Annotated in this window: 30 protein-coding genes; 9 read left to right on the top strand and 21 right to left on the bottom strand. The window is 45.1% G+C overall.

Translation table 11 applies throughout. The annotated features are described in order from the left end of the window. Positions 1 to 34: 34 nt before the first annotated feature. Complete coding sequence (locus ACV3PA_RS06635) at positions 35 to 790, top strand: FixH family protein (protein WP_152910983.1); 756 nt, start codon at positions 35 to 37, stop codon at positions 788 to 790. A gap of 52 nt (positions 791 to 842) precedes the next feature. On the opposite strand, the gene ccpA is transcribed toward ACV3PA_RS06635, so the two are convergent. From ccpA to ACV3PA_RS06615, 4 genes are all read right to left on the bottom strand, one after another. Then, positions 843 to 1,853 (bottom strand): catabolite control protein A, encoded by a 1,011-nt coding sequence (gene ccpA, locus ACV3PA_RS06630; protein ID WP_082318570.1) that lies wholly within the window; start codon positions 1,851 to 1,853, stop codon positions 843 to 845. Between the two features lie 158 nt (positions 1,854 to 2,011). Beyond that, on the bottom strand, positions 2,012 to 3,097 hold the full coding sequence (locus ACV3PA_RS06625; protein ID WP_053454059.1) for a bifunctional 3-deoxy-7-phosphoheptulonate synthase/chorismate mutase: 1,086 nt from the start codon (positions 3,095 to 3,097) through the stop codon (positions 2,012 to 2,014). Between the two features lie 198 nt (positions 3,098 to 3,295). Continuing rightward, the gene (locus tag ACV3PA_RS06620) at positions 3,296 to 3,832 is read right to left on the bottom strand and encodes a YtxH domain-containing protein (RefSeq protein WP_053454060.1); all 537 of its coding nucleotides are present in this window, start codon (positions 3,830 to 3,832) and stop codon (positions 3,296 to 3,298) included. Next, the gene (locus ACV3PA_RS06615; protein ID WP_053454061.1) at positions 3,829 to 4,398 is read right to left on the bottom strand and encodes a DUF948 domain-containing protein; all 570 of its coding nucleotides are present in this window, start codon (positions 4,396 to 4,398) and stop codon (positions 3,829 to 3,831) included. Before ACV3PA_RS06615 ends, ACV3PA_RS06620 begins: the two co-directional genes overlap by 4 nt. Before the next feature lie 139 nt (positions 4,399 to 4,537). On the opposite strand from ACV3PA_RS06615, the gene ACV3PA_RS06610 reads away from it, so the two are divergent. Further along, positions 4,538 to 5,650 carry an aminopeptidase gene (locus ACV3PA_RS06610; RefSeq protein WP_456125857.1) on the top strand — a complete coding sequence of 371 codons (1,113 nt, stop codon included), beginning with the start codon at positions 4,538 to 4,540 and terminating at the stop codon, positions 5,648 to 5,650. A 54-nt stretch (positions 5,651 to 5,704) separates the two neighbouring features. Here the strand turns inward: ACV3PA_RS06610 and ACV3PA_RS06605 are convergent, their stop codons facing one another. The 7 genes from ACV3PA_RS06605 to ACV3PA_RS06575 all read right to left on the bottom strand — a co-directional run bounded on the left by ACV3PA_RS06605 (position 5,705) and on the right by ACV3PA_RS06575 (position 10,900). Continuing rightward, positions 5,705 to 6,145: a Dps family protein gene (locus ACV3PA_RS06605; protein ID WP_053454063.1), complete on the bottom strand. Its 441-nt coding sequence runs from the start codon at positions 6,143 to 6,145 to the stop codon at positions 5,705 to 5,707. A 92-nt stretch (positions 6,146 to 6,237) separates the two neighbouring features. Next, complete coding sequence (locus tag ACV3PA_RS06600; RefSeq protein WP_023469074.1) at positions 6,238 to 6,753, bottom strand: DUF2179 domain-containing protein; 516 nt, start codon at positions 6,751 to 6,753, stop codon at positions 6,238 to 6,240. A 173-nt stretch (positions 6,754 to 6,926) separates the two neighbouring features. Continuing rightward, the gene (murC, locus tag ACV3PA_RS06595) at positions 6,927 to 8,222 is read right to left on the bottom strand and encodes a UDP-N-acetylmuramate--L-alanine ligase (RefSeq protein ID WP_053454065.1); all 1,296 of its coding nucleotides are present in this window, start codon (positions 8,220 to 8,222) and stop codon (positions 6,927 to 6,929) included. Positions 8,223 to 8,300: 78 nt separating this feature from the next. Further along, positions 8,301 to 9,041 carry a hypothetical protein gene (locus tag ACV3PA_RS06590; protein ID WP_456125856.1) on the bottom strand — a complete coding sequence of 247 codons (741 nt, stop codon included), beginning with the start codon at positions 9,039 to 9,041 and terminating at the stop codon, positions 8,301 to 8,303. 37 nt (positions 9,042 to 9,078) lie between these two features. After that, a complete protein-coding gene (ytpR, locus tag ACV3PA_RS06585) occupies positions 9,079 to 9,687 on the bottom strand; it encodes a YtpR family tRNA-binding protein (protein WP_053454067.1) in 609 nt (202 codons plus the stop codon). Between the two features lie 53 nt (positions 9,688 to 9,740). Further along, on the bottom strand, positions 9,741 to 10,538 hold the full coding sequence (locus ACV3PA_RS06580) for a DUF1444 domain-containing protein (protein WP_053454068.1): 798 nt from the start codon (positions 10,536 to 10,538) through the stop codon (positions 9,741 to 9,743). 53 nt (positions 10,539 to 10,591) lie between these two features. After that, a complete protein-coding gene (locus ACV3PA_RS06575; protein ID WP_053454069.1) occupies positions 10,592 to 10,900 on the bottom strand; it encodes a thioredoxin family protein in 309 nt (102 codons plus the stop codon). A gap of 126 nt (positions 10,901 to 11,026) precedes the next feature. Between ACV3PA_RS06575 and ACV3PA_RS06570 the strand changes: the two genes are divergently transcribed. After that, entirely contained in the window at positions 11,027 to 11,317 is a 291-nt protein-coding gene (locus tag ACV3PA_RS06570; RefSeq protein ID WP_053454070.1) for a hypothetical protein, read from the top strand. Positions 11,318 to 11,397: 80 nt separating this feature from the next. Here the strand turns inward: ACV3PA_RS06570 and ACV3PA_RS06565 are convergent, their stop codons facing one another. Both ACV3PA_RS06565 and ACV3PA_RS06560 read right to left on the bottom strand, forming a co-directional pair. Next, on the bottom strand, positions 11,398 to 12,411 hold the full coding sequence (locus tag ACV3PA_RS06565) for a PTS sugar transporter subunit IIC (protein WP_053454071.1): 1,014 nt from the start codon (positions 12,409 to 12,411) through the stop codon (positions 11,398 to 11,400). A 181-nt stretch (positions 12,412 to 12,592) separates the two neighbouring features. Continuing rightward, complete coding sequence (locus ACV3PA_RS06560) at positions 12,593 to 13,663, bottom strand: M42 family metallopeptidase (RefSeq protein WP_053454072.1); 1,071 nt, start codon at positions 13,661 to 13,663, stop codon at positions 12,593 to 12,595. A gap of 119 nt (positions 13,664 to 13,782) precedes the next feature. On the opposite strand from ACV3PA_RS06560, the gene ACV3PA_RS06555 reads away from it, so the two are divergent. After that, a complete protein-coding gene (locus tag ACV3PA_RS06555; RefSeq protein WP_012371126.1) occupies positions 13,783 to 14,085 on the top strand; it encodes a PepSY domain-containing protein in 303 nt (100 codons plus the stop codon). 69 nt (positions 14,086 to 14,154) lie between these two features. Continuing rightward, positions 14,155 to 14,511: a DUF1304 domain-containing protein gene (locus ACV3PA_RS06550; RefSeq protein WP_053454073.1), complete on the top strand. Its 357-nt coding sequence runs from the start codon at positions 14,155 to 14,157 to the stop codon at positions 14,509 to 14,511. A 40-nt stretch (positions 14,512 to 14,551) separates the two neighbouring features. Here the strand turns inward: ACV3PA_RS06550 and ACV3PA_RS06545 are convergent, their stop codons facing one another. Beyond that, positions 14,552 to 15,067, bottom strand: a complete 516-nt coding sequence (locus ACV3PA_RS06545; RefSeq protein WP_053454074.1) for a hypothetical protein — start codon at positions 15,065 to 15,067, stop codon at positions 14,552 to 14,554. A gap of 116 nt (positions 15,068 to 15,183) precedes the next feature. Further along, positions 15,184 to 15,825 carry a tRNA (guanosine(46)-N7)-methyltransferase TrmB gene (trmB, locus tag ACV3PA_RS06540; RefSeq protein ID WP_053454075.1) on the bottom strand — a complete coding sequence of 214 codons (642 nt, stop codon included), beginning with the start codon at positions 15,823 to 15,825 and terminating at the stop codon, positions 15,184 to 15,186. Between the two features lie 177 nt (positions 15,826 to 16,002). Here trmB and cydS point away from each other — a divergent pair, with 177 nt between their 5' ends. From cydS to budA, 3 genes are all read left to right on the top strand, one after another. After that, positions 16,003 to 16,104 (top strand): cytochrome bd oxidase small subunit CydS family protein, encoded by a 102-nt coding sequence (cydS, locus tag ACV3PA_RS06535; protein WP_442855420.1) that lies wholly within the window; start codon positions 16,003 to 16,005, stop codon positions 16,102 to 16,104. A 163-nt stretch (positions 16,105 to 16,267) separates the two neighbouring features. Further along, positions 16,268 to 17,959: an acetolactate synthase AlsS gene (gene alsS, locus ACV3PA_RS06530; RefSeq protein WP_053454076.1), complete on the top strand. Its 1,692-nt coding sequence runs from the start codon at positions 16,268 to 16,270 to the stop codon at positions 17,957 to 17,959. Between the two features lie 11 nt (positions 17,960 to 17,970). Continuing rightward, entirely contained in the window at positions 17,971 to 18,684 is a 714-nt protein-coding gene (budA, locus tag ACV3PA_RS06525) for an acetolactate decarboxylase (protein WP_053454077.1), read from the top strand. 39 nt (positions 18,685 to 18,723) lie between these two features. Here budA and ACV3PA_RS06520 read toward each other — a convergent pair whose 3' ends face one another. The 6 genes from ACV3PA_RS06520 to pepV are packed head-to-tail and all read right to left on the bottom strand — an operon-like array spanning position 18,724 to position 25,761. Beyond that, entirely contained in the window at positions 18,724 to 19,524 is an 801-nt protein-coding gene (locus ACV3PA_RS06520; protein ID WP_053454078.1) for a phosphotransferase family protein, read from the bottom strand. Between the two features lie 51 nt (positions 19,525 to 19,575). After that, positions 19,576 to 21,717 (bottom strand): type I pullulanase, encoded by a 2,142-nt coding sequence (gene pulA / locus ACV3PA_RS06515; protein ID WP_053454079.1) that lies wholly within the window; start codon positions 21,715 to 21,717, stop codon positions 19,576 to 19,578. Positions 21,718 to 21,751: 34 nt separating this feature from the next. Then, positions 21,752 to 22,627, bottom strand: coding sequence for a hypothetical protein (locus tag ACV3PA_RS06510; protein ID WP_456125855.1), 876 nt, complete (start codon positions 22,625 to 22,627; stop codon positions 21,752 to 21,754). Between the two features lies 1 nt (position 22,628). Then, the gene (gene thpR / locus ACV3PA_RS06505; RefSeq protein ID WP_053454080.1) at positions 22,629 to 23,147 is read right to left on the bottom strand and encodes an RNA 2',3'-cyclic phosphodiesterase; all 519 of its coding nucleotides are present in this window, start codon (positions 23,145 to 23,147) and stop codon (positions 22,629 to 22,631) included. Between the two features lie 8 nt (positions 23,148 to 23,155). Next, on the bottom strand, positions 23,156 to 24,304 hold the full coding sequence (locus ACV3PA_RS06500; RefSeq protein WP_053454081.1) for an MFS transporter: 1,149 nt from the start codon (positions 24,302 to 24,304) through the stop codon (positions 23,156 to 23,158). A gap of 59 nt (positions 24,305 to 24,363) precedes the next feature. Further along, a complete protein-coding gene (pepV, locus tag ACV3PA_RS06495; protein ID WP_053454082.1) occupies positions 24,364 to 25,761 on the bottom strand; it encodes a dipeptidase PepV in 1,398 nt (465 codons plus the stop codon). 319 nt (positions 25,762 to 26,080) lie between these two features. On the opposite strand from pepV, the gene ACV3PA_RS06490 reads away from it, so the two are divergent. Next, positions 26,081 to 26,299 (top strand): DeoR family transcriptional regulator, encoded by a 219-nt coding sequence (locus ACV3PA_RS06490; protein ID WP_023469095.1) that lies wholly within the window; start codon positions 26,081 to 26,083, stop codon positions 26,297 to 26,299. Positions 26,300 to 26,319 lie beyond the last annotated feature (20 nt).

The raw sequence follows: 26,319 nt of genomic DNA, 5'->3' as shown, positions 1-26,319 counted from the left end.
TTTACTTAGTAAATGAATAGTTGGGGGAATCATCATGAAAAAGGCATGGCTTTATTCCGGTCTCATTCTGTCGACGGGGATCGTACTCGCAGGGTGCGGCAATGAAAAACAGGCAATGGACCACGAAAACATGCAAGGGTCAGGAAAACCGACTGTCGAGGTCAATGTCGACGTTCCAGCAAAGACCATGGAAGAAGATAAAGTTGTTTTCAAGGCGTCAGCTGTCGAACAGAAGAAACCAGTCAACCTCGAAGACGTAACATTTGAAGTCTGGGAAGCTGGCAAACAAGACGGTGCGCACCAAAAATTCAAGGCAAGCTTGAAAAAGACAGGTTCTTATCAAGCAGAAGCCAAACTTGCTGAAGGCGAATACGAAGGTCTCTATCATATCAATGATAAAAAAGGACTTCATCACATGGATAAAATCTCATTCGTCGTCATGGATCATTCGCATGAAAAAGAAGAAGCTTCACATGAGCACGGACATGATCATGAAGCCATTGAAGGTCTTTCTGTTCATTATATGGGTGCAACAAAAGTGAAAGCGGGTGCTACACTTCCCGTCTCCTTTCACGTATTCCTTGATGGAAAACCATTAAAGGCTAACGTTCAAGTCGAAGTCATTGAAACCGGTATTGAAAAACATAACTATGTACCATTAATCAACAAAGGTGATGCGTACAGTGGAAACGTTACATTGACAGCACCCGGTCAGACGACAGTTCGTCTCCATGTCGAGAATGACCAACTCCACCATCACCAAGATGAAAACATTACGGTCACAGAATAAAAAAACGTCTCTTTTTTCAAGCAACTGCTTGAGAGAAGAGACGTTTTTTCGATTAAGGGCGCGTGGAATCCCGTTGTTCGATTCGGTGTGGTAACGTGACATCGTTTGTTTCGATTTCTTCTTTGTTCAAGATTTTCGTCAATAGACGCATCGAAACTGCTCCGATATCATACATTGGTTGAACGACTGTTGTCAGTTTTGGACGAATCATCGTTGCAAGACGTGTATTATCGTGTCCGATGACTTCGAAATCTTCTGGTACACGATGTCCAGCATCTTGTAAGGCATGAATGACACCAAGAGCCATCTCATCCGTTCCAGCGAAAATCGCACGTGGGCAGTCTGCTCCTAGTTCGAGCAATTGATTCATCGCTTTCATTCCTGAATCATACGTATAGTTTCCAAGAACGACATTCTGCTCATTAAACGGAAGATTTGCTTCTTCGAGTGCCCGGCGATAACCAGCAAATTTCTTTTCGCCATTGATTTGCTGTTCAAGTGGTCCTGTGATGAATCCGATTCGTTCATGTCCACGATCGATCAATGATTTGACAGCATCATGCGCAGCACTTTCATAATCGATATTGACGGCAGGAAGATCGTAGTCCTGGTTTAACGTTGCAGCAAGAACGATCGGCACAGGGGATGTCTTGAACTCACGTACGAGATCCTCGTGTAAGCGTCCACCCATGAAGATGATTCCATCGACTTGTTTCCCAAGTAGCGTATTGAGCAAGTGAATCTCTTTTTCACGGTTTTGGTCAGAGTTACATAAAATGATGTTATATTTATACATCGTCGCGACATCTTCAATTCCGCGAGCTAAATCAGCAAAGAAGATGTTCGAGATATCAGGTACGATGACACCGACAGTCGTCGTCTTTTTACTTGCAAGTCCACGTGCAACAGCGTTCGGACGGTAACCGAGCTGTTCAATCGCATCTTGGACCTTCTTTCGTGTAGATGGTTTGACATTCGGGTTCCCGTTGACGACACGCGATACAGTCGCCATCGAAACAGCTGCCTCTCGTGCGACATCGTAAATCGTAATATTACTATTCAAAACAAATTCCTCCTTTAGTATGATCCATCTCAAGTGTTTTCATTTCGTTTTCATTTTTAGGCAACACGAAAGGAAGACAGGAAAAGATAGTTTTCTTTTCCCATTCTTCCTTCATTGTAAAACGTTTTCATTCGCTTTAGGTTACCCTTTTTCGAAAATCATTGAACGTTTAGTGCCGGAAAGGTAGTCGTCAAGTTTTCGATGAACGTATCGAATTCTTGGAAATCGAGTTGTTGGTTCGCATCAGACAGTGCAAGTGCTGGGAAAGGATGGACTTCGACCATGACAGCGTCAGCACCAATCGCGTATGCTGCTTTTGCTGTTGGTAAGAGCAAATCCTTACGCCCTGTCGAGTGCGTCACATCGACCATTACCGGAAGATGTGTTTCTTGCTTCAGAATCGGAACAGCTGAGATATCAAGCGTATTCCGCGTCGCGCGTTCGTACGTTCGAATACCACGCTCACATAAGATGACTTGATCGTTTCCGCTTGCCATGATGTACTCGGCAGCGTACATGAACTCTTCAAGTGTTGCAGCAAGTCCTCGCTTCAAGAGAACCGGTTTATTCGTACGCCCGACCTCTTTGAGTAAGTCGAAGTTTTGCATGTTGCGGGCACCGACTTGAATGATATCGACATATGGTAAAGCAGATTCAACGGCACTCGGTGTCATGATTTCAGTGATGACATGTAAACCGTGCGCGTCCGCTGCTTTTTTCAACATTTTTAGACCTTCGAGTCCAAGACCTTGGAAGTCATAAGGCGATGTACGTGGTTTGTACGCTCCGCCGCGCATGAATTTCACGCCATGTTTCGCGAGTTGTTCTGCGACTTCGAATACTTGTTCTTCGCTCTCGACCGCACACGGTCCAGCGATCAACTGTTGTGAACCGTCTCCGATGACGGCGTCTCCAATCCGGATAATCGTATTCGTCGGTTTTTGTTTCCGTGATACAAGTAATTTCCGAGTCCGGTCTTCTCCTTGCAATTCGAGAGAAGCTTTGAAAATTTCTTTAAATACATGCTGAAGGCGTCCTGTTTCAAAAGGTCCATGGTTATTAGCGGCAATTGATTCAAGCATTTGGCGTTCTCGTACAGGGTCGTAACGATCAAGCCCTTGTGCTCGTTTGACTTTTCCGATTTCGACGGCAATTTGACCACGTCTGTTCATCAATTCCAATAATTCTGCATTCACTAAATCGAGTTCATCACGTAATCTTTTTAATTCTGCATGTTGATCCATGTCCTACCACTCCCTAATCAGCATATAGCTCGTAATAGCAACTAATTATAGCGAACTCTTTCCGTGTTGTACATAAAGAAGCTGCATGATTTCTTAAAATATGAAAATAAATTACGTTTTTTCATATAACTTTTCTATATCTATATTTTTAGAAAACATGAAAAAAGAGCCCTCGTGACGAGAGCTCCTCATTGAATCTTATTTTTTATGATTCACATCTGACTGTGGATCATTATCTTCATCTTGTTCTTCTGCTAACTGTTCCCGTAACTCAGTAAGATCAACGACCGTCTCCGTATCGATTTCTTCTGCAACAGACGCACCGTCAACCTCGTCTCCGATTTCACGTTCGATGTCACGTACGAGTTGCTCTGCTTCTGCGAGAGCAGCGTCAATACTTGCTTGATCTTTTTCAAAGCCAGCATATTGTGCCGCTTCTTGGACCGTTGAATTGTTCTTTGCTTTTTCGATGACTGGTGCTGCCTTGTCTTTCGCTAGCTGGATCCACTCACCTACGATTGGTTCTGCTTTTTCACGAACGACTTGTGTTTGTTCCGTCAATCGTTGACGAGCAGGCGCTGTACGCTCGTCAATCATGTCACGCATTTCACGACCTGATTTTGGGCTAGAAAGGAGAGCTGCTGCAGCACCAATCAATCCACCTACAATGATTCCGGCAAGAAAGCCTCCTCCTTTAGAAGAGTCTTGCGCTTGATATGGGTGTTGTTTCGTCATGATTTAAGATCTCCCTTCAACTCATCTGGAATACTTTCGACATCCGGTACAGAGACGACTTCCGGTGTAACCGGTGCCTCTGCCTTTTTCCGGAATCGACGACGTGGCTTTTTCTCAACCGTCGTCGTTGCTGTCGAATGATTTTGAACCGTCGTTTCTGCCGGTTTATTTTTTTTGAATAATTCTACAGCGACTGAACCCCAACGGACTGCTTGTGCAATCTGATCTTTATTCGTATCCGCCGCACCAGCAACCGTATCAGATACCGTCCGGACAGAGTCTGTCACTTTGTTTAAGGACGTACCGAGTTCTTCGATCGAGTTTGCGACAGGTGCAAGCAATTCTGTTTTTTCTTCGATCGTATCGACAAGACGATTCGTCTTATGTAACAACGCTGTCGTCTCCATCATGATACCGTCTAGTTGACGTTCAAGTCCTGCTGTCGTGTTGGCTACATTGTTGAGCGTCTTACTCGCAGCACCTAGTACACGGGCAAGGAAAATGACGAGCACTACGAATGCGATCGCAGCGACTAATCCGGCGATTCCGCCTAATGTGATTTCCATGGTTCTTGCCTCCAATTTTTTTGCATAGTCTTTTGTTGTTAGTTCGACGTGTAGCAAGTCGTTCCTGCTACTCCAAATGGTTTATTTCCGTTACAATGATAAATGAAACCTACATAATCCATTTCAAGGGGGAAATATCATGCGTGACCCACGTCTTACTCAACTGGCAACGAATTTAATTAATTATTCTGTTGCCCTTGAACCTGGTGAAAAAGTCTTGATTGAAAACTTCGGCATCGAACGAGAACTGGTCGAAGCACTCGTTGAAGCTGCCTACGCGGCCGGCGGTCATCCGTTCGTCTTACTTAAGGATAATCGTATCCTACGAAAATTATACCGAAATGCTTCAGAAGAGCAACTCCAATTGATAGCAGACATTGAACGCAAACAGATGCAAGCGATGGATGCATACATCGGACTACGCGCTGGTGATAACATCAACGAACTCTCAGATGTTCCAGCTGAACAAATGAAGCTGTACGGTCAAACGATTGGTAAGATGCATACACAAGATCGTGTCAAAGGAACAAAATGGGTCGTCCTCCGCTTCCCAACCGCATCAATGGCGCAACTAGCTAACCAATCGACAGAAGCATTTGAAGACTTCTACTTTGATGTCTGTACGCTGGATTACGAAAAAATGGGACAAGCGATGGAACCACTCGTTGACTTGATGAACCGGACGGATCGCGTCCGCCTCGTCGGACCTGGAACGGATCTCTCATTCTCGATCAAGGACATCCCAGCAATCAAGTGTGCCGGAAATGCCAACATTCCGGACGGTGAAGTCTTTACTGCGCCTGTTAAGGATTCCGTCAATGGTGTCATCTCGTATAACACGCCGTCACCATATCATGGATTCACATTCGAAAATGTCACATTGACGTTCAAAGACGGTAAAATCGTCGAAGCGACGGCGAATGATACAGATCGGATCAATCAAGTCTTTGATACAGATGCTGGTTCTCGATTCGTCGGTGAATTCGCGATTGGTGTCAACCCATTCATTCAACATCCGATGAAGGATATTCTGTTTGATGAGAAGATTGATGGCAGTTTCCACTTCACACCGGGTCAAGCGTACGAAGAAGCTTACAACGGCAATGATTCATCAGTTCACTGGGATCTCGTTAACATTCAACGTCCTGATTACGGCGGTGGTGAGATTTGGTTCGATGATGTCTTGATCCGTAAAGACGGACGTTTCGTCCTTCCAGAACTCGAAGTATTAAATCCTGAAAATCTCAAATAAGAAAAAGCGGATGGCTGGTCCAATAAAAGGACCGTGTCATCCGTTTTCTTTATCTTATTTTTTCAATGTCGCGCGAAGCATCCAAATCTGTTTTTCGATTTCCTTCGCTTGACCAAGTAGATCATCTTCAACCGTTACATCCTGCGCCTCAAGATGTTCAATTGCATCGAGCATCTCTTTACGAACTTGTTGGAAATCTTTAATGACAGAATCAATCATCTCATCTGCCGTCAAACCAGATTTCGCTTCTTCGAGTGTTGTTTGCTCTAAATATTCTTTTAATGTCGCTGAAGGTGTCCCATTGTTCATTAAGAGACGCTCTGCGACGACATCATATTGCTCAGACACCCATGTATAGAGTTCTTCTAGCTTCACATGAAGCGTTAAGAAGTCTGGTCCTTTAATATACCAGTGATAATTGTGGAGTTTAACGAACAGCACCCCATAGTTTGCCACCTGTTGATTCAAAGCTGTTTTTGCGTGATTACTGATCATCTGATATTCCCCTCTCCTGATTTCAAATGACGTTCTATTTCATCTTTATCCTTAAATAACAAAGGATAAACATCATTTTCAGGAAGAGTGCTTCATCGAGGACGTTTTAGACCTTTCAACATGTAGCCACCTTTGAAATCGACAGAATCGAATGCGACGAGGAATGCTTTTGGTTCATACTCCTCGACGAGATTACGAAGCACTTTCATGCGTGTTCGGGCTGCAAGAACATCTAATCGATAGCGGACACCATCGCGCCCTTGCCCTTGGTAATGTGTCACACCGAATCCATTATCCCGAATGACTTGAATCAGTTCTGCTGGAAATTCTTGCGTATGCACTTGAATCATATTGTAACCGATGGCGAGTTTTCGTTCGACATAACCACCGACGAGTATCCCAAGACCAAATCCCAACGCATAGACGACCATGCCAAGCGTCGTCAAATCTTGAAAGACAATCCCTAGTGCAAAAATGTAAATCAATGTTTCGACCGTTCCGAATAATCCTGCAATGACGGTCCGTCCTTTTACAAGCATGATGGTCCGTAATGTCAAAACAGGAACGTAAATCAACTGGAGCAATAAGATGAGTAAAATCTGTCCCATGGTGTCTTTCCTCTCTGTAATAACTTCAACACATACACACTATTTCAAACTTTATTTCAAGATGCAATCTTATTTTAGATTTTCCTTATCTGTTTTTTTAAATTACTATCATAATTCAAAAATACGACAAAAAAAACGTCACTCCGGTCGAGTGACGTTTGTTGATCTGTTGTTTATTTAACGCTTTGATACTGATGCTGATACGTTTGGATATCGCCCGCTCCCATGAACAGAAGCACAGCATTTTCGTGCTGACGTAGGACTGAAACATTATCGCGTGTCAGAATTGAAGCTTGCGGAATTTTCTCCTGCAAATCTTCGACTCGAACTTGCCCTTCCTGCTCACGTGCCGAACCAAAGATTTCGCATAAATATGTCACATCTGCTTCACGTAAAGATGTCGCGAAATCATCCATGAATGATTTCAAGCGTGTGTACGTATGCGGTTGGAAAATCGCGACAACTTCACGGTCCGGGTATTTCTTCCGTGCCGATTCAATCGTTGCACTGATTTCCTTTGGATGATGCGCGTAGTCATCAACTAGAATTTGCGTACCGAATTCCGACTCGCTAAAACGGCGTTTCACACCACCGAACGTTGCTAAGCGTTCAGCTACGTCCTCTTTGCTTAATCCTTCATACTGACAGATCGCAATGACAGAGAGTGCATTTAAGACATGATGACGACCGAATCCTGGGATAAGGAACGTGCCGTAGAAATCATCACGCAAATAGACATCAAATGACGTACCGTCTGGTGTTGACGTCGCATTTTCCGCGCGGAAATCATTGTTTTCTCCAAATCCATAATAGAGAACCGGTACATTCGCTTGAATGTTTTGAAGATGCTCGTCATCCCCACAAGCAACGATTGCTTGCTTGACCTGCATCGCCATCTCTTGGAATGCCGAAACGACATCATCAATTCCTGTGAAATAATCCGAATGATCGAAGTCGATATTCGTCATGATAGCGTAGTCCGGCTTGTAATATAAGAAGTGACGTTTGTATTCACATGCCTCGAAGACAAATGCCTTCGCATCCTCTACACCTGCTCCTGTACCGTCTCCGATCAAGAAAGCCGTTGGTGTGATTCCACTTAAGACGTGCGAAAGTAAACCTGTCGTCGACGTTTTTCCGTGTGAGCCTGTAATGGCGACTGAACGATATTCATTTGCTAAGTGTCCTAAGAAATCGTAATAATGATGGATGGTTAAACCAAGTTCATTTGCCCGTGCGATTTCTGGATGATCATCTCCAAAGGCATTCCCTTGGATGATGACATAGTCTTCTTTGATGTTATCCGCATTAAACGGGAAAAATGGAATTCCCTTAGCTCGTAACGCGTCTTCAGTAAAAATGTGCTTTTCGATGTCTGAACCTTGTACCTCATGATTCATCTCATGTAGTACTTGGGCGAGCGCGCTCATCCCTGTTCCTTTGATTCCAACAAAATGATACTTTGTCATATAAAAGCCCTCCAATTCACGTTCCGGTCCGTACCATCGGGCTCGGGTACAAAACCTGTACCATTATAGCAAACCGATTTATTTTTTACCATGTAAATTATTTTGTTCTCGACGTGCGCGATACATCGCCATCAAGTCTTTCGTCGTCATGACGACGTTAACAGGCGGACCGACCGGCTTTTTCACTTCCGACTGAACAGGAGCTTGCGCTTCGGCAACAGGTGTATCTGGAATCAACGTGACGTTTTCAGGTAGTTGCTCCTCAATTTCTCGATCATCGGTAAACAATTCACTTGATGTCTCCGCTGGAACAATCGATTCTTCAACGGTTTCACTAGTAAGAAGCGTTTCAATTACGGACTCTGATGCCGTCTCTGCAACGTCCGTTTCTTCTGCTTCTGATAGGTTTGGCAACTCTTCTTCGCTCACATATTCTTGATGTACTTCAGGTTCCGGTACGAGTAATTCAACGTCCGTCACCGGCACAATACCAGCATCTGCTTCCGCTTCGTCTAAGACGACGTCTGGCGCGATCACTTCTTGATCAGTCAAAGTAACCTCATCAGTAATTCCCTGTTCATCTGTATCTAAAACCTGTCCAATGGTTTTTGTTTCTTCCACAGCTTCTACCGTTTCGGGTACAGATTGTTTGGGACGTTGGAATCCATAAATCGGTGAAGGAACATCCGTCAAAACGAAGCGATCTTCACGCTCCTCTTTTTTCGGACGCTCCACCGGCTTCGTCTCACGTTCCCCCGCAAGCTCACGACGAATCCGGGCAGCCTGCTCTTTTAGTGACTGTTCATAACGATTACTCATACGTTCACCCCTCCATCTTGTTAAAAAATCGGTCGAATCATCGACCGATTGAGAATGCTTCCCCTACTACTTTTGTATCATCGAGTACAAGAATCCCTTTTTCTTGTGGTGCATCGGCAAGACCGAGTTCACGCGCTGAACAGAGCATACCGCTTGAAGGTACGCCGCGTAGCGCTGAAGGACGGATGATTAAACCGGATGGCATGACTGCGCCTGGTTTAGCAACGACGACTTTTTGACCCGTTGCTACATTTGGCGCTCCACAAACGATTTGTAAAGTTCCGTTATCTACTTCTACCTGACAGACCGATAATTTATCAGCATCCGGATGCTTCTCGCAAGAAGCAACGAATCCAACAACGAATTTCGGAGAATAATCAACGTGTTCGAGTGATAATTTGATCTCTCGTTTCGCAAGTTCTTCTTGAATACGCGTTGCGAATTCTTCCGTCAATTCAACCGGTCCTTGTGTCTCAATCGTAAATGTATTCGAAGCATCAAACAAGTTGTAACCGACGATACGATCACCATGTTTGATTGTCGCTACATCTCCTTCACGAGTCGCTGTCACTTCCGCACGCGGTGCGTCTTCCAAAATGATCATTAAGACGTCGCCGACGCCCTCTTTATTATAAAACACATTCATTCAATCCATGACTCCCTTCCGTCTTTCTCACAATGCCTATTGTATCAGATTCTTCACTCTTTCGGCTGCTTGTTTTTTGCGAGGACGAAGACCGGTTCCAGATTACCATCTTCGTATAGGAATGGCAGCGCCGTGACCGGAACACGACCATTCGAGAAGAAATCAAACATAAGCTGTTGTAAGACATCGTATCCAGCATCATTACGAATATCAGCAAAAATCAGCACGTCCTGATGCGGAATGCCGACCGCAAACTCTCCCTCGATTTGAGCTGCATAATCTGCTAGCAATGTCTTGTTCAACACACGACTCGCCTCATATCCATCACCGAGACTCAAGAAATAAAAGATATTACCCGCTACTTCATCTTGCTTAAATGGCGCTTCAAGCGACTTCACATTAAAACGGGCAGCTTCTGATAACTGTTCAGCCGTCCACTCTGCAGATGCTAGTAGCTCTTCATCAATCAAACGATAAGTAGCTCCTAAATCGAGTGCATACATGATTTTCGTTTCACCCGTGTGTGGTGTACTGACAAGCGTTTTCCCCTCTTTTGTCGTATCGGCAAACGATTTAGCACGAATGACAGGGAAGATTTTTTGTTCCTGCCCAACGAGTGAGACCTGATCCGTCTGACCGAGAACAGCACGGATATATTCAATCGTCTCTTCAACTGCGATGACACCTCTTCGTTTTGCTTTAGCGACAAGCGGATTTAATCCGACATCAACGCCTGACTTATCGTGTTTACGCTCAATCCGTAATACGGACTTTTCACGATCGAAGTACGTCGTGTAACCCTCTTCTTCAAATGTTTGCGTCATCATTCTTCGGATTTGTTGTAGTTCCATTTGAATTCACCCTTTCTATCATGAAAAAAAGCGAGTCAGCGCTCGCTTTTTTCTTAAACCGTTTCTAAAAATGCTGTCACCTGTTCTGGTGTCTTCCGCTCTTTACCAACATAACGACCCGTCTCTCCACCATCACGGAACGCGACGAAACTCGGGATTCCGAAGATGTCCATTTCCTGGGCAATTTCAATATGATCGTCGCGATCGACATAGTAAAACTCGAATCCGTTAAACGTTTGCTCGATTTCCGGCATGAACGGATCTAAGAAGCGGCAGTCCGGGCACCAGTTTGCTGAGAATAAAAAGACGGCATTTCCTTGTTTTGCCGTATCGAATTCTTGTTTTGATTGTAGTGTTTTCATGATGATTTCCTCCTTTGATTTCCCTAGAAGTCATTGTTCTCATCATAGCATATTCAATTGTGACTGTGCGTTTTCGTGCTTGGTTTGCTATACTGCAACTAGAAAACACCGAGAAAGGACTTCACTATGGCAGATCAACCAATCAAACATCCGTTCGAACGCTTCGTCGGCTTCGTTGGCATGACGAGTTGTTTACGTTACGGCTATTCCTTTATTGATTCCGAACGGAGCTTACCGGAAATCTTTTTATATTTGGTCGTCGGGTTTGCGCTTATCATTCTACTTGAAGCACTCGGGAAACGACTCGCTCGGAAATTACCGGTCGTGCGCATGCGATATCTGACACCACTTTATTTGATTTACCTTTATGTCTTTTTTACGAGCTTTTATTCGAGTTCATTCGGATTCGCTTTATGAAAAAAGCTGATTCAAAAGTCAAATGTTTGTTTGTGCACCATTCGGTCAAACAAGCATTCTTTTGAATCAGCTTTTTGTACTCAATATTCGATTTTTAAATCACCATCTTGAATCCGACCAAAGCGTCGCAGGACACGATAAATGAGATAGCTGATAATACCAGGCGCAATGAAACAGAGAACAGCAACTGCTATGTAATACTCCATTTCGAATCCCATTGTTTTTAATAACATTAACGGACCAACGAATCCACTCGTTCCCATACCAGAGCCTTCTGGATTGCTCTCAAGCATCAATAGAACAGTTGCAAATGGCGCTAATATAGCACCGGCTACAGTCGGCGGTAGAAGGATCCAAGGATTTCGAATGATATTTCCGACCTGTAACATCGATGTACCAATCCCTTGAGCAACTACGCCACCAATCCCGTTATCACGGTAACTGATGACCCCAAAACCAATCATTTGAGCTGCACATCCAATCGTCGCTGCACCAGCAGCGAGTCCATCTAAGCCAAGCATGATCCCAAGTGCGGCACTCGATATTGGCGCCGTCAAGGCAAGACCCATGACGGTAGCGATGAAGATCCCCATGAATAGCGGTTCACGTTCCGTTCCCCAGCGAATCAACTCACCAAGATCCGTCATCCCTTTTCCAATCCACTTACCCGCGTAACGTCCAGCAAAAAATCCAGCTACTAACGTGACGAACGGTGTCAACAAAATATCAAGTCGCGTCGTCTTCGAAACGAGTTTTCCGATTTCTGTTGCAAGTAACGTTGCAATATAGCTACCTGCTGGACCTCCCGCTTCGTACCCAAATGCGCCAACCGCAACTGCTGCGAATAAGATGAGTGGCGGTGCTTCAAGTGCAAACGCTACGGCAACACCGATTGCTGGTCCGGTCAAAGCAATCGCCTGCTCTCCTAGTTGAATGAGGAACTTTGCTTCGATACCCCGATCAACTAACCCTTCGCCGATCGTCCGAACAATCAATCCCATGATCAGCGAACTAAACAAACCAAGAGCCATATAACTTAATACGGTAATGAAATATACTTTAGGGCTTAGTGAAATCCCTTTTTCCTTAAACATCTCGTCACGTCCTTTTCTCAACATCGCGTATCATTATATCAAATCTCCTTTCCATCCGACTAGACTGTTTTTTCAACTGACAAGACAGATCGTGACATCGCTACATTCCCTCTAAGCAAAAATAGACGACGGATTACGCATCCGCCGTCTATTTCATGAGGAGACCATCCCCGTCCGTTATTTACTTGACTTGCAATGTTGCAAGCGTCGTCGTATCAAGATTCGTGACGAGTTTTCGCAGCAATTCCTTCGCCGCGTCATAATCATCTGTATGCATGATCGACGCATGGGTATGGATATAGCGTGCTGGTAAACCAACGACTGTCGTCGGAATCCCGTTATTCGAACGATGAATGACACCACCGTCAGTTCCGCCAGCACCGACATAGTATTGGTACGGAATTTTGTTCGATTCTGCGGTATCGAGAACGTAATCCGTCATTTCTTTCGAAAGAATCATGACGCTGTCTTTAATCCGGAGCAATGGTCCTTGTCCGAGTTGACCGAACTCCGTTTTGTCTCCTGACGCATCATTAGCAGGCGAAGCGTCGACGACGAACGCTACATCAGGATCGATGAGTGCTGTTGCTGTTTGTGCACCGCGCAATCCGACTTCTTCTTGAACGGTTGCACCAGAGAACAAAATGTTCGGATGATCCGCTGCTGTTGTTTCTTCCAATAGCTCGACTGCCATTCCAACACCATAGCGATTATCCCACGCTTTTGCCATGATTTTCTTCGGATTCGCCATCGGTGTGAACGGGAAAAATGGTACAGCAGGAATACCTGGTCGTACACCAAAGGATTCCGCTTCTTCTTTTGAGTCAGCCCCGATATCGATGAACATATCTTTGATTGCCATCGGCTTATTTCGCACTTCTTCTGTTAATAAGTGTGGTGGAATCGACGCGATAACACCAGGAATGACTCCGTTGTCCGTACAGATCGAGAAGCGTTGCGCAAGCAATACTTGACTCCACCAGCCACCAAGTGGTTGGATCCGTAACATCCCGTTCTTCGTGATTTGCGTCACCATGAAGGCTACTTCGTCCATGTGTCCGGCAACCATGACTTTCGGTCCTGTCGCATCTCCTGTTCGTTTTCCGAAAATCGATCCTAGTCCATCTGTGACGATTTCATCCGTGACGGGTGTGATGCGTTCGCGAACGAACTGACGAACATCGTGTTCAAACCCTGGTGCTCCATTTAATTCTGTCAGTGTTCGAAATAACTCTCTCGTTTTTTCATTCATATGTATCGCCTCCTGATTCCCATTATACAAAAAATTGCTTCAATCACTTAACCTTTTGTTTCTCTCTGAACGAATTATTTGGTACAGTAGGAATAGAACCTGTAAGGAGGGGAATTTTAATGAAAAAACGCTATTGGATTATCGGATTGGCAGCAGCTGTCGTCGCCGCTTTCGCAGTGAAGAAAGCCGTTGACAACAAACAACTTTCTGCCGAGGAAGCGCTCGAAATCACGAAACGCACATTTTCAGCAAAAGGACGTGTCCAAGGTGCATGGATCTCTGCAACACCAGAGGCTTACGCATATGAGTCACGTGACTACCAAAGCTACAAAGGTGGCATCTCGGTCCTTGAAGGTGATGACGAAAAAACGTATCAATTCACAGTCGATGCCGAAACTGGCGCATTACTCGAATACGCTTAATCAAAAGACCGTGCTTCGATCGACGAAGTACGGTCTTTTTTCCACGTTCCTATAAAGGAGGTATGATTCATGTCGACTCTTGCTATGATTTTCGTTATTCTCGTCGCTTTGGAACACTTTTATATTTTAGCACTTGAAATGTTCTTTCTTTCTTCCAAAGCTGCTCGTCGGACGTTCGGTTTGACGGACGAAGCTGTTGCATCAAAACAGATTCAGACACTTTTCGCGAACCAAGGATTATACAATGGGTTTTTAGCAGCTGGACTTGTATTCGGATTGATTCGTGAGGATATTGCGGTTCAACTGTTCTTTTTAGCTTGTGTGATCATTGCAGCTTTGTATGGTGCCTTGACGGCAAATCGGTCTATTTTATTAAAACAAGGATTACCTGCCATACTCGCTTTCATCTTCGTACTACTTGCATAAGAAAAGCCACTATCCGATTGGATAGAGGCTTTTTTCTTGATTAACGTGGGTTATCGTTGCGTTCGTAGATCGGGTTCATGTATTCCGTTGTCGAGTATAGACGCGGAACAACAATGTACAAGACGATTGCTGGTACAGCGATGATCAACAACATCAAGAGTACCGGTAACCAGTAAACGACTTTTTGATGAAGATTATCCGAGTTGCTGTCGATGTATTCTTTTACGCCATCAACTTTTGCAGCGTCGGCACTCGTCAACAATTTACCGCTATCGGCATTGAAGAAGTGGATTTCACGTTTAATCGTGACGAAGATACCATCACGGACTGTCTTGATGACAGCAATTCCACCGATGACTTCTTCTCCTTTTTCGTTCGTGAACGTTTTCGGATCCTCGATTTTGACCGAACCTTTTTTATAATCGTAATGCGTCGTTGGTAATTCCTCGTTTAATGCTTTCGTCATTTCTGAGGTATCAACCGCAGCAAGTACCGATTGACCGATACTTAATGCGAGAAAGAGCGCCGTTACGAAGGCTAAGCTTTTCTGCCACATCCCCAAATTCCCCCTTTACCTATAAGTACAAGTTCTTCAGTCAACAACATTGTACCAATTAATAAGAAAAAAGTGTGAAAGAAATACCAGGAAAATAAGAAAACTTTTTGTCTAAATTAATTTTGATACGTTGCTTCCATCCGATAAATTGGTTGACCCATTGAAGAAAAGCGTTCTTCATACTCTGTTCGGACGTTATCTTCCGGTTCATTCGCATGTAAATCAAGCGACATCCAGTCAAAACGCATCCCGTATGCCGACATCGTCATCAAACTCGATTCAAACAATTTGCGATTGTCGGTCTTGAAATGAATTTGTCCCTTCGCCGGCAAAATATCTTCGTATGTCGAGAGGAACGTTTTATACGTCAAACGACGCTTCGCGTGACGTGTCTTCGGCCAAGGATCAGAGAAGTTTAAATAAACGCGTGCCACTTCTCCTTTTTCAAAGTAATCGCGTAAATCTTTTGCATCGACCGTCAAGACGCGAACATTTGCTTGAGGAGCTTCAACTAATTTTTGAACAATCGTCACTGCCACACTCTCGAATAGTTCAATCGCAATGAAGTTAATATCCGGATGCTGGTTCGCCATTCCCGTAATGAAGGCACCTTTTCCTGATCCCACTTCGATGTAAATTGGATTGTTATTCTTAAACTCTGTAGCCCATGTCCCTTTCAGGCTTGTTGGTTCTGCTATATAGATCGAGGATTGTTCCTTCATATAATCCTGCGCCCATGGTTTATGTCGTAAACGCACTGTCGTTCATCCTTTCCAAACTTAAATTATCCGCAGATAAGTTTATCATGATTCGGGTAATTATATAAGAACTTCTTCGATTCCGATCGAAGAATGTTCAGCAGTTCGTCACTTGAGAAACAGTGAGCATTCTAATACACTTAAGGTACGTAAGAACCGAAAAGGAGGGCTATTACTGTGGAAGACTTCTTGATTAGTTGGGCATCTCCCATCGTTCTCGTCATGGGCATTAGTGCCTTATTCGTCTGGGCGACTTTTGGAAAAGTCGATGTCGAATAAGGACCACCTCTGTACCTTGTGTAATTATACACAAGGTACTTTTTTTATTCTCTGAACGATTTTAGGTTGGTTTTACCATGAAACAGATGTATACTTTTTTTGAAACAGATTATTTATTACAGCTATCGGACACCAAAAAACGTTGGTAAAAAGGAGAATTGTAATGAACGAGAATAAAAACAGTGATTCAAAAGAACTAGTACAGAAAAAAACAGGTGCAGACTTAGTCGTCGATTCACTCATCGAACAGGGTGTTGATTACATTTTTGGTATTCCTGGTGCAAAAATTGATTCCGTCTTCAATGTGTTACAGGACCGGGGACCTGAACTCATCGTTGCACGCCACGAGCAAAATGCTGCATTCATGGCACAAGCCATCGGACGCTTAACTGATAAACCAGGTGTTGTACTTGTAACATCCGGTCCAGGAGCATCAAATTTAGCTACAGGACTTGTAACAGCAAACTCTGAAGGTGATCCAGTCGTTGCAATCGCTGGAGCCGTCACACGAGCGGATCGTTTAAAACGAACACATCAGTCAATGGACAACCAAGCACTCTTTACACCCATTACGAACTTCAGTGCAGAAGTACAAGATGCCGATAACATTCCAGAAGTATTATCGAATGCATTCCGAACGGCAGAAACGACATCAGGTGCTGCTTTCGTTAGTATTCCGCAAGACGTTGGATTAAACGAAGCGAATGTCACAGCATTCCGCGCTGTCGAAGCACCTAAGCTTGGTGTTGCACCAGAAGCTTGGGTCAACGAAACAGCTCGTCTGATTCAAGATGCAAAACTGCCTGTATTGTTACTCGGTATGCGTGCTAGTCAACCTGACGTCGTACACGCGATTCGTTCGCTACTCAAAAACGTCTCAATTCCTGTCGTTCAGACATTCCAAGCAGCCGGTACTTTATCACGTGAGCTCGAATCGAACTTCTACGGACGTGTCGGATTGTTCCGCAATCAGCCGGGTGACGCGTTGCTTGCCGAAGCTGATTTAGTCCTCTCAATCGGTTATGATCCAATCGGTTACGATCCAAAGTTCTGGAATCAACCGACGCACGACCGGACGCTTGTTCACATCGATCAAATGCGTGCTGAAATCGATCATTTCTATCGCCCAGACCGCGAACTCGTTGGTGATATGGCGAAAACGGTCGACGCAATTGCTGAGCGCCTGAACCCGCTGACGTTACCGGAAAGTTCTGTTCAATTCCTCGAAGGATTACATCAACGCCTTGTCGATCGTGATGTTCCTCCTGTCACGGATTCTCCATTGACGCACCCGCTCTATTTCATGAAGACGTTACGTGAAAAAATTGCGGATGATGTCACGGTAACGGTCGATGTCGGTTCACACTACATTTGGATGGCACGTCATTTCCGTTCATATGAACCGCGTCATCTCCTCTTTAGTAACGGGATGCAAACGCTTGGTGTCGCACTTCCTTGGGCGATTGCCGCAACACTCGTACGCCCTGGTAAGAAAGCCGTCTCGATTTCGGGTGACGGTGGATTCCTCTTCTCTGCAATGGAACTCGAAACAGCTGTCCGTTTGAACTCACCGCTCGTCCATTTCGTATGGCGTGATAGTGGATTCGATATGGTCGCGTTCCAACAAGAGATGAAATACAACCGGAAATCCGGTACGTCGTTCGGTGATGTCGATCTTGTCAAATATGCTGAGAGCTTTGGAGCAAAAGGACTACGTGTCAATCATCCATCTGAATTAGCAACAATCATGGATGAAGCACTCGCGACAGAGGGACCAGTCATCGTTGATGTTCCAATCGATTATCGCGATAACATTGCATTAGGGGAACAAGTCCATCTCGATCAATTGAACTAAGGAGGATTCACATGGCACACGATAAAACACTCGTCCAGATTTCAACGATGATGGCACTACTTGACGGAGTATTCGAAAGTGACGTCACATACGCTTCCGTTCTTGATCAACGCGATTTCGGTATTGGAACGTTTGATCACTTAGATGGGGAAATGATCGGATTTGATGGTGAGTTCTATCAACTCCGCTCAGATGGTAGCGCCCGACCACTTCAACCCGAGACGACGACGCCTTTCGCAACATTAACCCGTTTCGAGGCGGAGCAAACTTTCACTGTGACGGAAGAGATGTCGAAAGCGACGTTCGAGCACTGGCTGAGTGAACAACTCCCTACGATCAATAGCTTTTACGCTATCCGGATTGATGGAACGTTCACGAAAGTACAAACACGCACCGTCGCACGTCAGGAGAAACCGTTCGTTCCGATTACGGAAGCTGTCGCTTCTCAAAGCGCGCGTACGTTCGAACAGACTAAAGGAACGCTTGCCGGTTACTATACGCCACGATTTGGTCACGGTATCGCCGTCGCCGGATATCATCTTCATTTTATCGATGCAGCTCGCGAAGGTGGAGGTCACGTTTTTGACTACACAGTCAAGAACGTCACCGTCACGTTCGAAGAAAAGCCACAACTGGATTTACGTTTACCAACGACAGAAGCGTATCGGTCAGCGGATCTTGAAAGTCACGATATCGAAAAAGAGATTAAAATCGCAGAAGGTTAAGCAAAAAGCGTGTCGTTCCCTTTCGGAATGACACGCTTTTTAATCGTTCGAGTATTCAAGTAGCTGTTCAAGGAAGTGATAACTGTCTTCGACATCTGGGTGACGCATATCTTCATACCAATAAAGCGATAATACCGCTTGCGCTACGACGTACCAATGCATGCGCTGTTTCAGATCACTCGTCAGTGGATGACCATAATGTTCAAACCATTCTGGCCAAGCTGCTTCGTCAACGTAACTGTATAACATCATCCCTAAATCATACGCTCGGTCAGCAATGATCGCATCATCCCAATCATTTAGGTAGAGCTGACCATCCGCTCCCGTCAACCAATTATTATGATTTAAATCGGAATGACAGACGACTTGTTCATCTGTTCTTACATGTTCCAGGTTTTGTTCAAGATACACCATCGCATGTTCTACGAGGTCCGGATTCTCTAAATCTTCTGGTTGAAAATACAAACGGCATTGTCGCAATAATTCATCCGGCTCGATCGGGCGCTGATCAAGCTGTTGAAGCATGAACAACAATTCCTTCGAATCATGGATTTTCCCAAGCAAACGAGCCACTTCAGGACGCTCCATCATTTCCGGCTCCAATTCGTCTCCTTCAATGAACTGTTGGGCACTGATGACGTCCCCACTATAAATCCGTTTCGTCCACAATAATTTCGGGACGATTCCGTCTGCGGATAAAATCGCCAAAAACGGCGATGAATTTCGTTTTAAGAACAACTTCGATTGCCCGGTTGAAGCAATGTACGCTTCTCCTGTGATTCCACCTGCTGGCGTAAGGGTCCAGCCTTCGCCAAGCGCATCTAAAATATCTAATTCCATTATAATCCGCTCAACTTTTTTAGTAGATTTGCCTGAGGCACAATGCTTATCTTAACACGTCGCAATCGTCGTTGACAACGGAAGGACTTGAATCCTGTCGACACCTTTTAGAAGCGGGTCGACCGAGGCATCATCACCTTGTACATGCACGTTCCAGCGCGAATGATCAAGTGAGACTTCAACGATTTCATGTGTCGTATTGTAGACGATGAGCGTTCGTTGCCATGCATCATACGAGTGGACCGCTCCAAGCTCGTAGGCGATGACTCCCGGACGTAAATCGATGAAATGAAGCAACTCTCGAATCTGATTCGCTCGGTGCAGGCGGAATCCGCCATGCATTCTACGAATCTGTAAAATCGTCTTGATGTACGCCACTAGGGAACGATGCTCATCTCGGCGCTCCCAGTCCATTCGATTGATTTCATCCGGTGCATTATAGCTGTTTTCGACGCCTTGTTTTGTTCGTAAGAACTCTTGACCTGCATGAAGAAACGGAATCCCTTGCGCAAGCAAGGCAATCGTCTGAGCAAGACGGCTCATTCGTAATAACTGTTGTTCATCCGCTTCAGGACAGGATAACTTCAATTTATCGTACAGCGTATGATTATCATGCGCCTCAACATAATTGATGGAGTAGGTAGGTTCCGGAAAACGACCGTATGTTTGATTGTCGATATGAACACTTCCTGCGATCCCGTTTCGAACCTCCCCTTCCTTCCAACCGTCTCCCGCAACGAATCCTCGGTCAAACTCACTAAACGTCGATCCTTTTAACGCATCTCGGAAGACATCATTAAAATGGGAAATTCGGGGCATTTGAGCAGCCGAGGCGCTCATCGCCTTTAGTCGCTCCGGCAATGCCGTCGCAAGATCCCATCCTTCCCCGTACACAAGAATCGTCGGGTCAATCGCATCGAGTGCCGCGCGAACATCATTCATCGTCTCAATGTCATGAATGCCCATCAAATCAAATCGAAAGGCATCAATCCGGTAGACACGAGCAAAGTATGTCAAACAATCGACAATGAGTCGGCGCATCATAAATCGTTCGGAAGCAGTATCATTTCCCACACCTGTTCCATTCGAGAGTATCCCGTCTACTTCATAGCGGAAATAATAACCGGGAACGAGCTGTTCGAGTGAAGAACGCTCACGAACAAATACGTGATTCATGACGACATCGAATGTGACACGAATCCCTGCTTCATGAAGTCGCTCTACCATTTCTGCATATTCTCGAACGCGAACGAGCGGTTCGACCGAACTCGCGTAACTCCCGGCTAGTCCGAACCAAAGCATCGGATCATATCCCCAGTTGTACGGCGTCCGCGTTCGTTCATCGGTCGTCTCGAAAAAGTGAACTGGCAGAAGTTGCAAATGAGTAATCCCAAGATCAAGGAGATAATTGAGTCCCGTTGCATGACCACGCGGGGAGACCGTTCCTCGTTCCGTCATCCCTGCATATTGCCCCGGATAACTCGAACCGGCTGAACGATCAATCGTGAAATCACGAATGTTCGCTTCGTAGATGACAGCGTCCGACGGTTTGACGAACAGAGGACGCGCGACCCGCTTCGGGAACCAATCGGAGATCGTTCGCTCGACGTCTACGATGACACCGTATCGCCCATTCTCTGATATGACACTAGCGTATGGATCAACGACCTCGTATGTCCCAAGATACGTCGTCACTTCATACCGATACCAACACTCAGCAAGATCACGCCCAAGCTCGAGACGATAAGCTCCCTGCTCTTGTCGTTTCATGTCGTGCCTTCCGAGTACCTGTTCATCTTGATCGTACACGACACACACGATCCGTTCTGCGACCGGTGACCAAACAGCAAAATGAAATATCCCCTCTTCTTCCCAGACGCCTAACTTCTCTTCGTAACGATACTTTCGTTCAAATGCTTCTGTCCGTACTAACCGATCTGGAACAACACGGATGGATTTCCCCGTCCCAAATACCTCATACCGACATTCTAGCTCGACCGGCTCAAGAACCATCAATTCATAAATTACCAATTGTTCTTCACGATGTATTTCGACCTGTTGAATTGGTAGTGACTGTCCATCACATTCAAGCGACCAGTGGATTGACGAATTGCCTTCAACCTCGACCCGGATGCTTTGAAAAGATAGGAATTCCGCCCGCGCCAACGGTATCGCAACTTCTTGATTCGTCATCTCTTTCGCAACGACAATGCCGTCGCTCCCTCCCCTACTCTTGAATTCGAGACTGCCCCTCACTTTGAATTGCCATTTGAAACTGAATCGATACCGTTTCTTTTAAGATTTTTTCGCACACTCGCATCTGAAAAGCTTTCGTGTGTGTCGCGTTCATATTCATCCGCTTCAACCATTTAGGAAACTCAACTTTATTAACGTAAGTCGTCGTCGTCTCTTTTGGAATCTTATCAAAATAACCACTAGGAGCTAAGATGACTCGTTCGATCGGTAAATCGTAATCTTGCCCGAGAATCGTATGCAAAATATCTTCCGTCCGTTTTAAACCGATATTTGGATTTAAGATTTGCTTCGCAGATGCCTTAAATGGCTGCTCGCGCCATAACTTATCACGTCGGATATGATAGATACTCTCTTCACCGTCGAGCCATTCCATGATGTAAATCGCAGAAGGACCGACAATGAATGGACTCAATTCGACTTCCCCGACTTGATATTGAATGACAGCGCGATAAAACATGGCGTATTGTTCATTTAGTAAATGTAGCATTTGATAGAAGTCTAAATGACGTTTCAATGGAATTCGCCAAATATCTTCTTCAGTAGCACCACCAGCGACATTCAATAGTTTTTGTAATTCAAGACGCTTTTTGTACCATTTATCGAATGCTCTTCGTGACAACTGTTTACCTGGAAGTTGAATGACTTCACTTTTCTTCATGACCTGCCACCATTTTTTAGGTCGGATCAACATCTCTCCCGGAAACAATTCTCCAGTTTCCCATTTTCGATAGACATTGGCATAATCAAGCGCTTGATGTTCACTAACTCGCTTCGTCATCTCGAGCGGATTTTTTTCAAATCGACTATCTAAGTCATATAGTTTCATCAAGATTGCGATGGGGATCACCTCATTCCTCTTTACCTAAACGAATCCGGTAAACCGGTTCATATCGCGGTGAAACGTCTGGTCGAACTTCAAATAAAACGAGTTCACGAACGGTCCATTCCACGAGTTGTATTGGACTCGTCGTCCATGCATCTGCTTCGGCGCGCCATTTCTTCGCGATCGTGACATGCGGAACGAACGGTTTAGTCACATGTGGATCGATTTGATCCACTAATTGAAATAATTCTTTCGCTTCTGTCCCGAATCCAACGACACGCGGCCGTTCGTCTCGACCGAACGCGACCAAGCGATCAAATCGGAGTACAAATGGTTCGACGGTCCGCGCGATCTTCTGCAATTGCTGTTCCCACGAATGTCGTTCTTTTTCCTCCAATGCTCCAAAAAAACGAAGCGTCAAATGGTACTCTTCTTGCGTATAGACGTTTCGAAAATAATCAGCTAAAGATAATTGTCCAGCAAGCTTTGCTAACTCTCCAGAAGGAATCGGCAAGGCGACGAAAAAGTGTCGTTCCTGTCTCAACGTAGTGTTCACTCCTTAATACGACCACTGATCCCATATAAAATAGCACCGAGGATACTACTACTTGTATATACCCAAAAGACGGTATAGATTGTACTTTCCTCGAGTACAAAACCACTCATCAGATTAAACAACGCTGTCGCGAGTCCCGTCGTCGTTGCCATATATGTACTGACGGCTGTCGCGACCATCGTTTCTGGAACGAGTGACCGAACATAATCTAGCGCGACAGGGATTAGCAGACCGACAATCATCCCTTGCATCGCTGATAATATCCAGAGCATGACGATCGGAAGTTCTAACGCAATCATCGCCGTCCGGGCAGCTGATAACAAGGAGACGAATACAAGGACTGGAATTGCTCCGAATCGTAACAAGAGACGCGATGCAATGCGCATGAACGGGATTTCGCACAGAACGGCGACAAAGAACAAGGTCCCAACAAGCGCCGTCGTCTCTCCACGTATCGTCACGTAGCTACCAAAGTAATAGTTATTGGCAAAAATCGGTCCGAAAATCAAACTTCCACCTGCTAAGAACAACAGGAAACGTCGATTCGAAAATAATTGTTTTAACGGTACTTGTTGTTGATGTGAAACGTGGACACTACCTGTCTCTTCAATGCCGATTAGCACAAGGAAACCAAGAACCCATGCTGCACCAGTTGCGTAAAAAATCAGATCGAGTCCGCCACTCTCGGTGATTTGCCCAAGAACGAAAACGGCTAAAGCGAAACCTGCCGATCCGAACAGACGCAAGGCACCATAATCCACTTTCCGCTTTCGCGTATACTCGATCGCTAACGTATCGACGAGCGGAATATGCGCGCACTGGAACAGCGCCCAGACACAAGAAATCAATAGTAATAATAAATAAGCAGATGTCAGTAAGTAACTTAATGTGAAGACTCCAGCTGCGAGCATCGCGACGAGCAGGAGTCTTTTCGGCTTCCCGAGTCGATCTGCCGCAATTCCCCAAACGGGTTGCAAGAAAATCGATAGAACGGGACCAATCGCAACGATCGTACCGATTTCTGAAGCTGACAGCCCGAAAGCATCATTCGAGAAATAAAGCGCGAGATATGGAATGAGTGCTCCTTGCCCAAAGAAAATAAAGAAATATAACGCTTGGAAATGATAAGTTTGACGATTTTTCACACGGAACTTCCTTTCAAGAAGCAATCCCCCCATCTTCACGATGCGGGGATCATCAATCATTATTTTGCGAGCTCATAAATCGCTTCTGCGTAGATTGCGACAGCAAGCAATAGTTCATCGAAATCAACATACTCATCGACTTGATGCGCAACTTCAGGACCACCTGGGAAGACTGGACCAAAAGCAACTCCTGCCGTCAACGAACGCGCATATGTGCCGCCGCCAATCGCAATCAAATCCGCCGATTGATTCGTATGGCGCTCATAGACGGCACTTAACGTCTTAATCAATTCATGGTTCGGATCAACATGGTGCGGTGTCATGTGCGTTCGCGTCTGCAACTCGAAGCCATATCCCGCCGCTGCTTCCTTAATGATTTGCAAACGTTCCGTAAAGTCTGCCGTATAAGGATAACGGATGTTGATTGAAGCCGTTCCTTGTTCTTCTGCATAGCGGAATACACCACCATTGATCGTCAAATCCCCTGTTTCGTCTGAAGCAGCGACACCAATCGCCACGCCGCGAGAATCACGGAACATGTGCGTTACGAGTTCAATATAACGACGACCATTGTAGTCTAAGTGCAACGTATTGAGGAAACGCGCTAAATGTAAAGCCGCATTTTTACCGTTATCCGGCTCCATCGCATGCGCTGCGACACCATTGACATCAAGCACGAGACCTTCTGTTTCTTGCTTGACTGTTCCCGTTAAACCTTGTTCTTCGAGATAGGCATGGAAATCCGCTTCAAGCGTCCCTACTTCAACAACACGAAGAAGCGCTCGGGCATGTCCAGGTACCATATTCGGACGTTCGCCACCTTCAAAACGGACGAGATGATACCCTGTATCAGATGCCTGAGCTGGTTTTCCTTGGATCAACAACCCGTCATAGAGTCCTTTTTCCGCATTGATGATCGGAAAATCCGCATCTGGTGCAAATCCGAGCGTTGGCATTTCTTCATGTTTGAAGTAATGATTGACACAACGCCATTCACTCTCTTCATCTCCTCCGGCAATCAGACGAATGCGTTTTGAGAGTGGCAACCCAAGTTCTTTGACGATTTTCAAGGCATAATAAGCTGCCATCGTCGGTCCTTTATCATCGATTGCGCCACGAGCATATAATTTCCCGTCAACAAGCGTCGGATTGAATGGACCATATGTCCAGTGATCACCACCAGCTGGTACGACGTCTAAATGACAGAGAATACCAAGTAACTCTTCTCCTTGACCATACTCCAAATGCCCTGCGTATCCATCGACATTTTTCGTCTTGAATCCATCGCGTTCCCCTGTTGCGAGCATCCAATCGAGTGCCCGTTTAACTTCTTGACCAAACGGTGCGCCCTCTTCAATCGTTGATTCATCGAGTACACTCGGAATCCGCAATAGTTCTTTTAAATCTTCTAATAAGCCCTCACGACGTGCGAGTACTTCTTCTTTCCAATTCACCATCTGATTTCGCTCCTTCATTCTGGTTTGAATTCGTTTCCTATACACCTTCCTAGTATAGCGAATATTCGTTCAGATACGAACATCCAAATTCTGTTTTCTTATCTTTTCTTATAAATAACGAACATTTAAAATAAAAAAATCTGTAATTATCGACTTTACAAACCATTTGATTATGTTTTTTCTGCAAACGTTCGGTTAAACCACTTGCAATTTAACATCAAAACGTTATACTAAAGGCGAAACAACTGGATATTGCATTGTCTTTTGTCACCCGAAGCTTTAGAACACTATTCTATCCATTGGGGGAGTGGTTATACCAATGAAAGATTCTACAGACCGTATGTTGACCCGGATTAAATCGATTTATCTCTACATCCAAGAGAACGGAGCTACTACGACAGCAGAGTTGGTTGAAGAGTTTGGCATCACTTCAAGGACCGTCCAGCGGGATTTGAACGTGCTTGAATACAACAATCTCATTGTGAGCCCTCGACGCGGTACATGGACGTCGAGCAAGAAACAAAAGCAAGCGGGTTGATCCACTGTTTCACTATATCT

Source organism: Exiguobacterium sp. EA-TM-5 (assembly GCF_053878415.1).
This window is presented reverse-complemented; position numbering and strand designations above follow the sequence as displayed.

Bases quoted from the DNA above. Each gene is read 5' to 3' on its own strand.
- ACV3PA_RS06590 (WP_456125856.1), bottom strand. From the start codon at position 9,041: ATGAGTAATCGTTATGAACAGTCACTAAAAGAGCAGGCTGCCCGGATT.
- ACV3PA_RS06635 (WP_152910983.1), top strand. From the start codon at position 35: ATGAAAAAGGCATGGCTTTATTCCGGTCTCATTCTGTCGACGGGGATC.
- ACV3PA_RS06605 (WP_053454063.1), bottom strand. From the start codon at position 6,145: ATGATCAGTAATCACGCAAAAACAGCTTTGAATCAACAGGTGGCAAAC.
- alsS (WP_053454076.1), top strand. From the start codon at position 16,268: ATGAACGAGAATAAAAACAGTGATTCAAAAGAACTAGTACAGAAAAAA.
- ACV3PA_RS06625 (WP_053454059.1), bottom strand. From the start codon at position 3,097: ATGGATCAACATGCAGAATTAAAAAGATTACGTGATGAACTCGATTTA.
- ACV3PA_RS06560 (WP_053454072.1), bottom strand. From the start codon at position 13,663: ATGAATGAAAAAACGAGAGAGTTATTTCGAACACTGACAGAATTAAAT.
- ACV3PA_RS06620 (WP_053454060.1), bottom strand. From the start codon at position 3,832: ATGACGAAACAACACCCATATCAAGCGCAAGACTCTTCTAAAGGAGGA.
- ACV3PA_RS06520 (WP_053454078.1), bottom strand. From the start codon at position 19,524: ATGGAATTAGATATTTTAGATGCGCTTGGCGAAGGCTGGACCCTTACG.
- ACV3PA_RS06555 (WP_012371126.1), top strand. From the start codon at position 13,783: ATGAAAAAACGCTATTGGATTATCGGATTGGCAGCAGCTGTCGTCGCC.
- ACV3PA_RS06570 (WP_053454070.1), top strand. From the start codon at position 11,027: ATGGCAGATCAACCAATCAAACATCCGTTCGAACGCTTCGTCGGCTTC.
- ACV3PA_RS06490 (WP_023469095.1), top strand. From the start codon at position 26,081: ATGAAAGATTCTACAGACCGTATGTTGACCCGGATTAAATCGATTTAT.
- pulA (WP_053454079.1), bottom strand. From the start codon at position 21,717: ATGACGAATCAAGAAGTTGCGATACCGTTGGCGCGGGCGGAATTCCTA.
- ACV3PA_RS06545 (WP_053454074.1), bottom strand. From the start codon at position 15,067: ATGTGGCAGAAAAGCTTAGCCTTCGTAACGGCGCTCTTTCTCGCATTA.
- ACV3PA_RS06615 (WP_053454061.1), bottom strand. From the start codon at position 4,398: ATGGAAATCACATTAGGCGGAATCGCCGGATTAGTCGCTGCGATCGCA.
- ACV3PA_RS06565 (WP_053454071.1), bottom strand. From the start codon at position 12,411: ATGTTTAAGGAAAAAGGGATTTCACTAAGCCCTAAAGTATATTTCATT.
- pepV (WP_053454082.1), bottom strand. From the start codon at position 25,761: ATGGTGAATTGGAAAGAAGAAGTACTCGCACGTCGTGAGGGCTTATTA.
- ACV3PA_RS06610 (WP_456125857.1), top strand. From the start codon at position 4,538: ATGCGTGACCCACGTCTTACTCAACTGGCAACGAATTTAATTAATTAT.
- budA (WP_053454077.1), top strand. From the start codon at position 17,971: ATGGCACACGATAAAACACTCGTCCAGATTTCAACGATGATGGCACTA.
- ACV3PA_RS06550 (WP_053454073.1), top strand. From the start codon at position 14,155: ATGTCGACTCTTGCTATGATTTTCGTTATTCTCGTCGCTTTGGAACAC.
- murC (WP_053454065.1), bottom strand. From the start codon at position 8,222: ATGACAAAGTATCATTTTGTTGGAATCAAAGGAACAGGGATGAGCGCG.
- ytpR (WP_053454067.1), bottom strand. From the start codon at position 9,687: ATGAATGTGTTTTATAATAAAGAGGGCGTCGGCGACGTCTTAATGATC.
- ACV3PA_RS06580 (WP_053454068.1), bottom strand. From the start codon at position 10,538: ATGGAACTACAACAAATCCGAAGAATGATGACGCAAACATTTGAAGAA.
- ACV3PA_RS06600 (WP_023469074.1), bottom strand. From the start codon at position 6,753: ATGGGACAGATTTTACTCATCTTATTGCTCCAGTTGATTTACGTTCCT.
- ACV3PA_RS06575 (WP_053454069.1), bottom strand. From the start codon at position 10,900: ATGAAAACACTACAATCAAAACAAGAATTCGATACGGCAAAACAAGGA.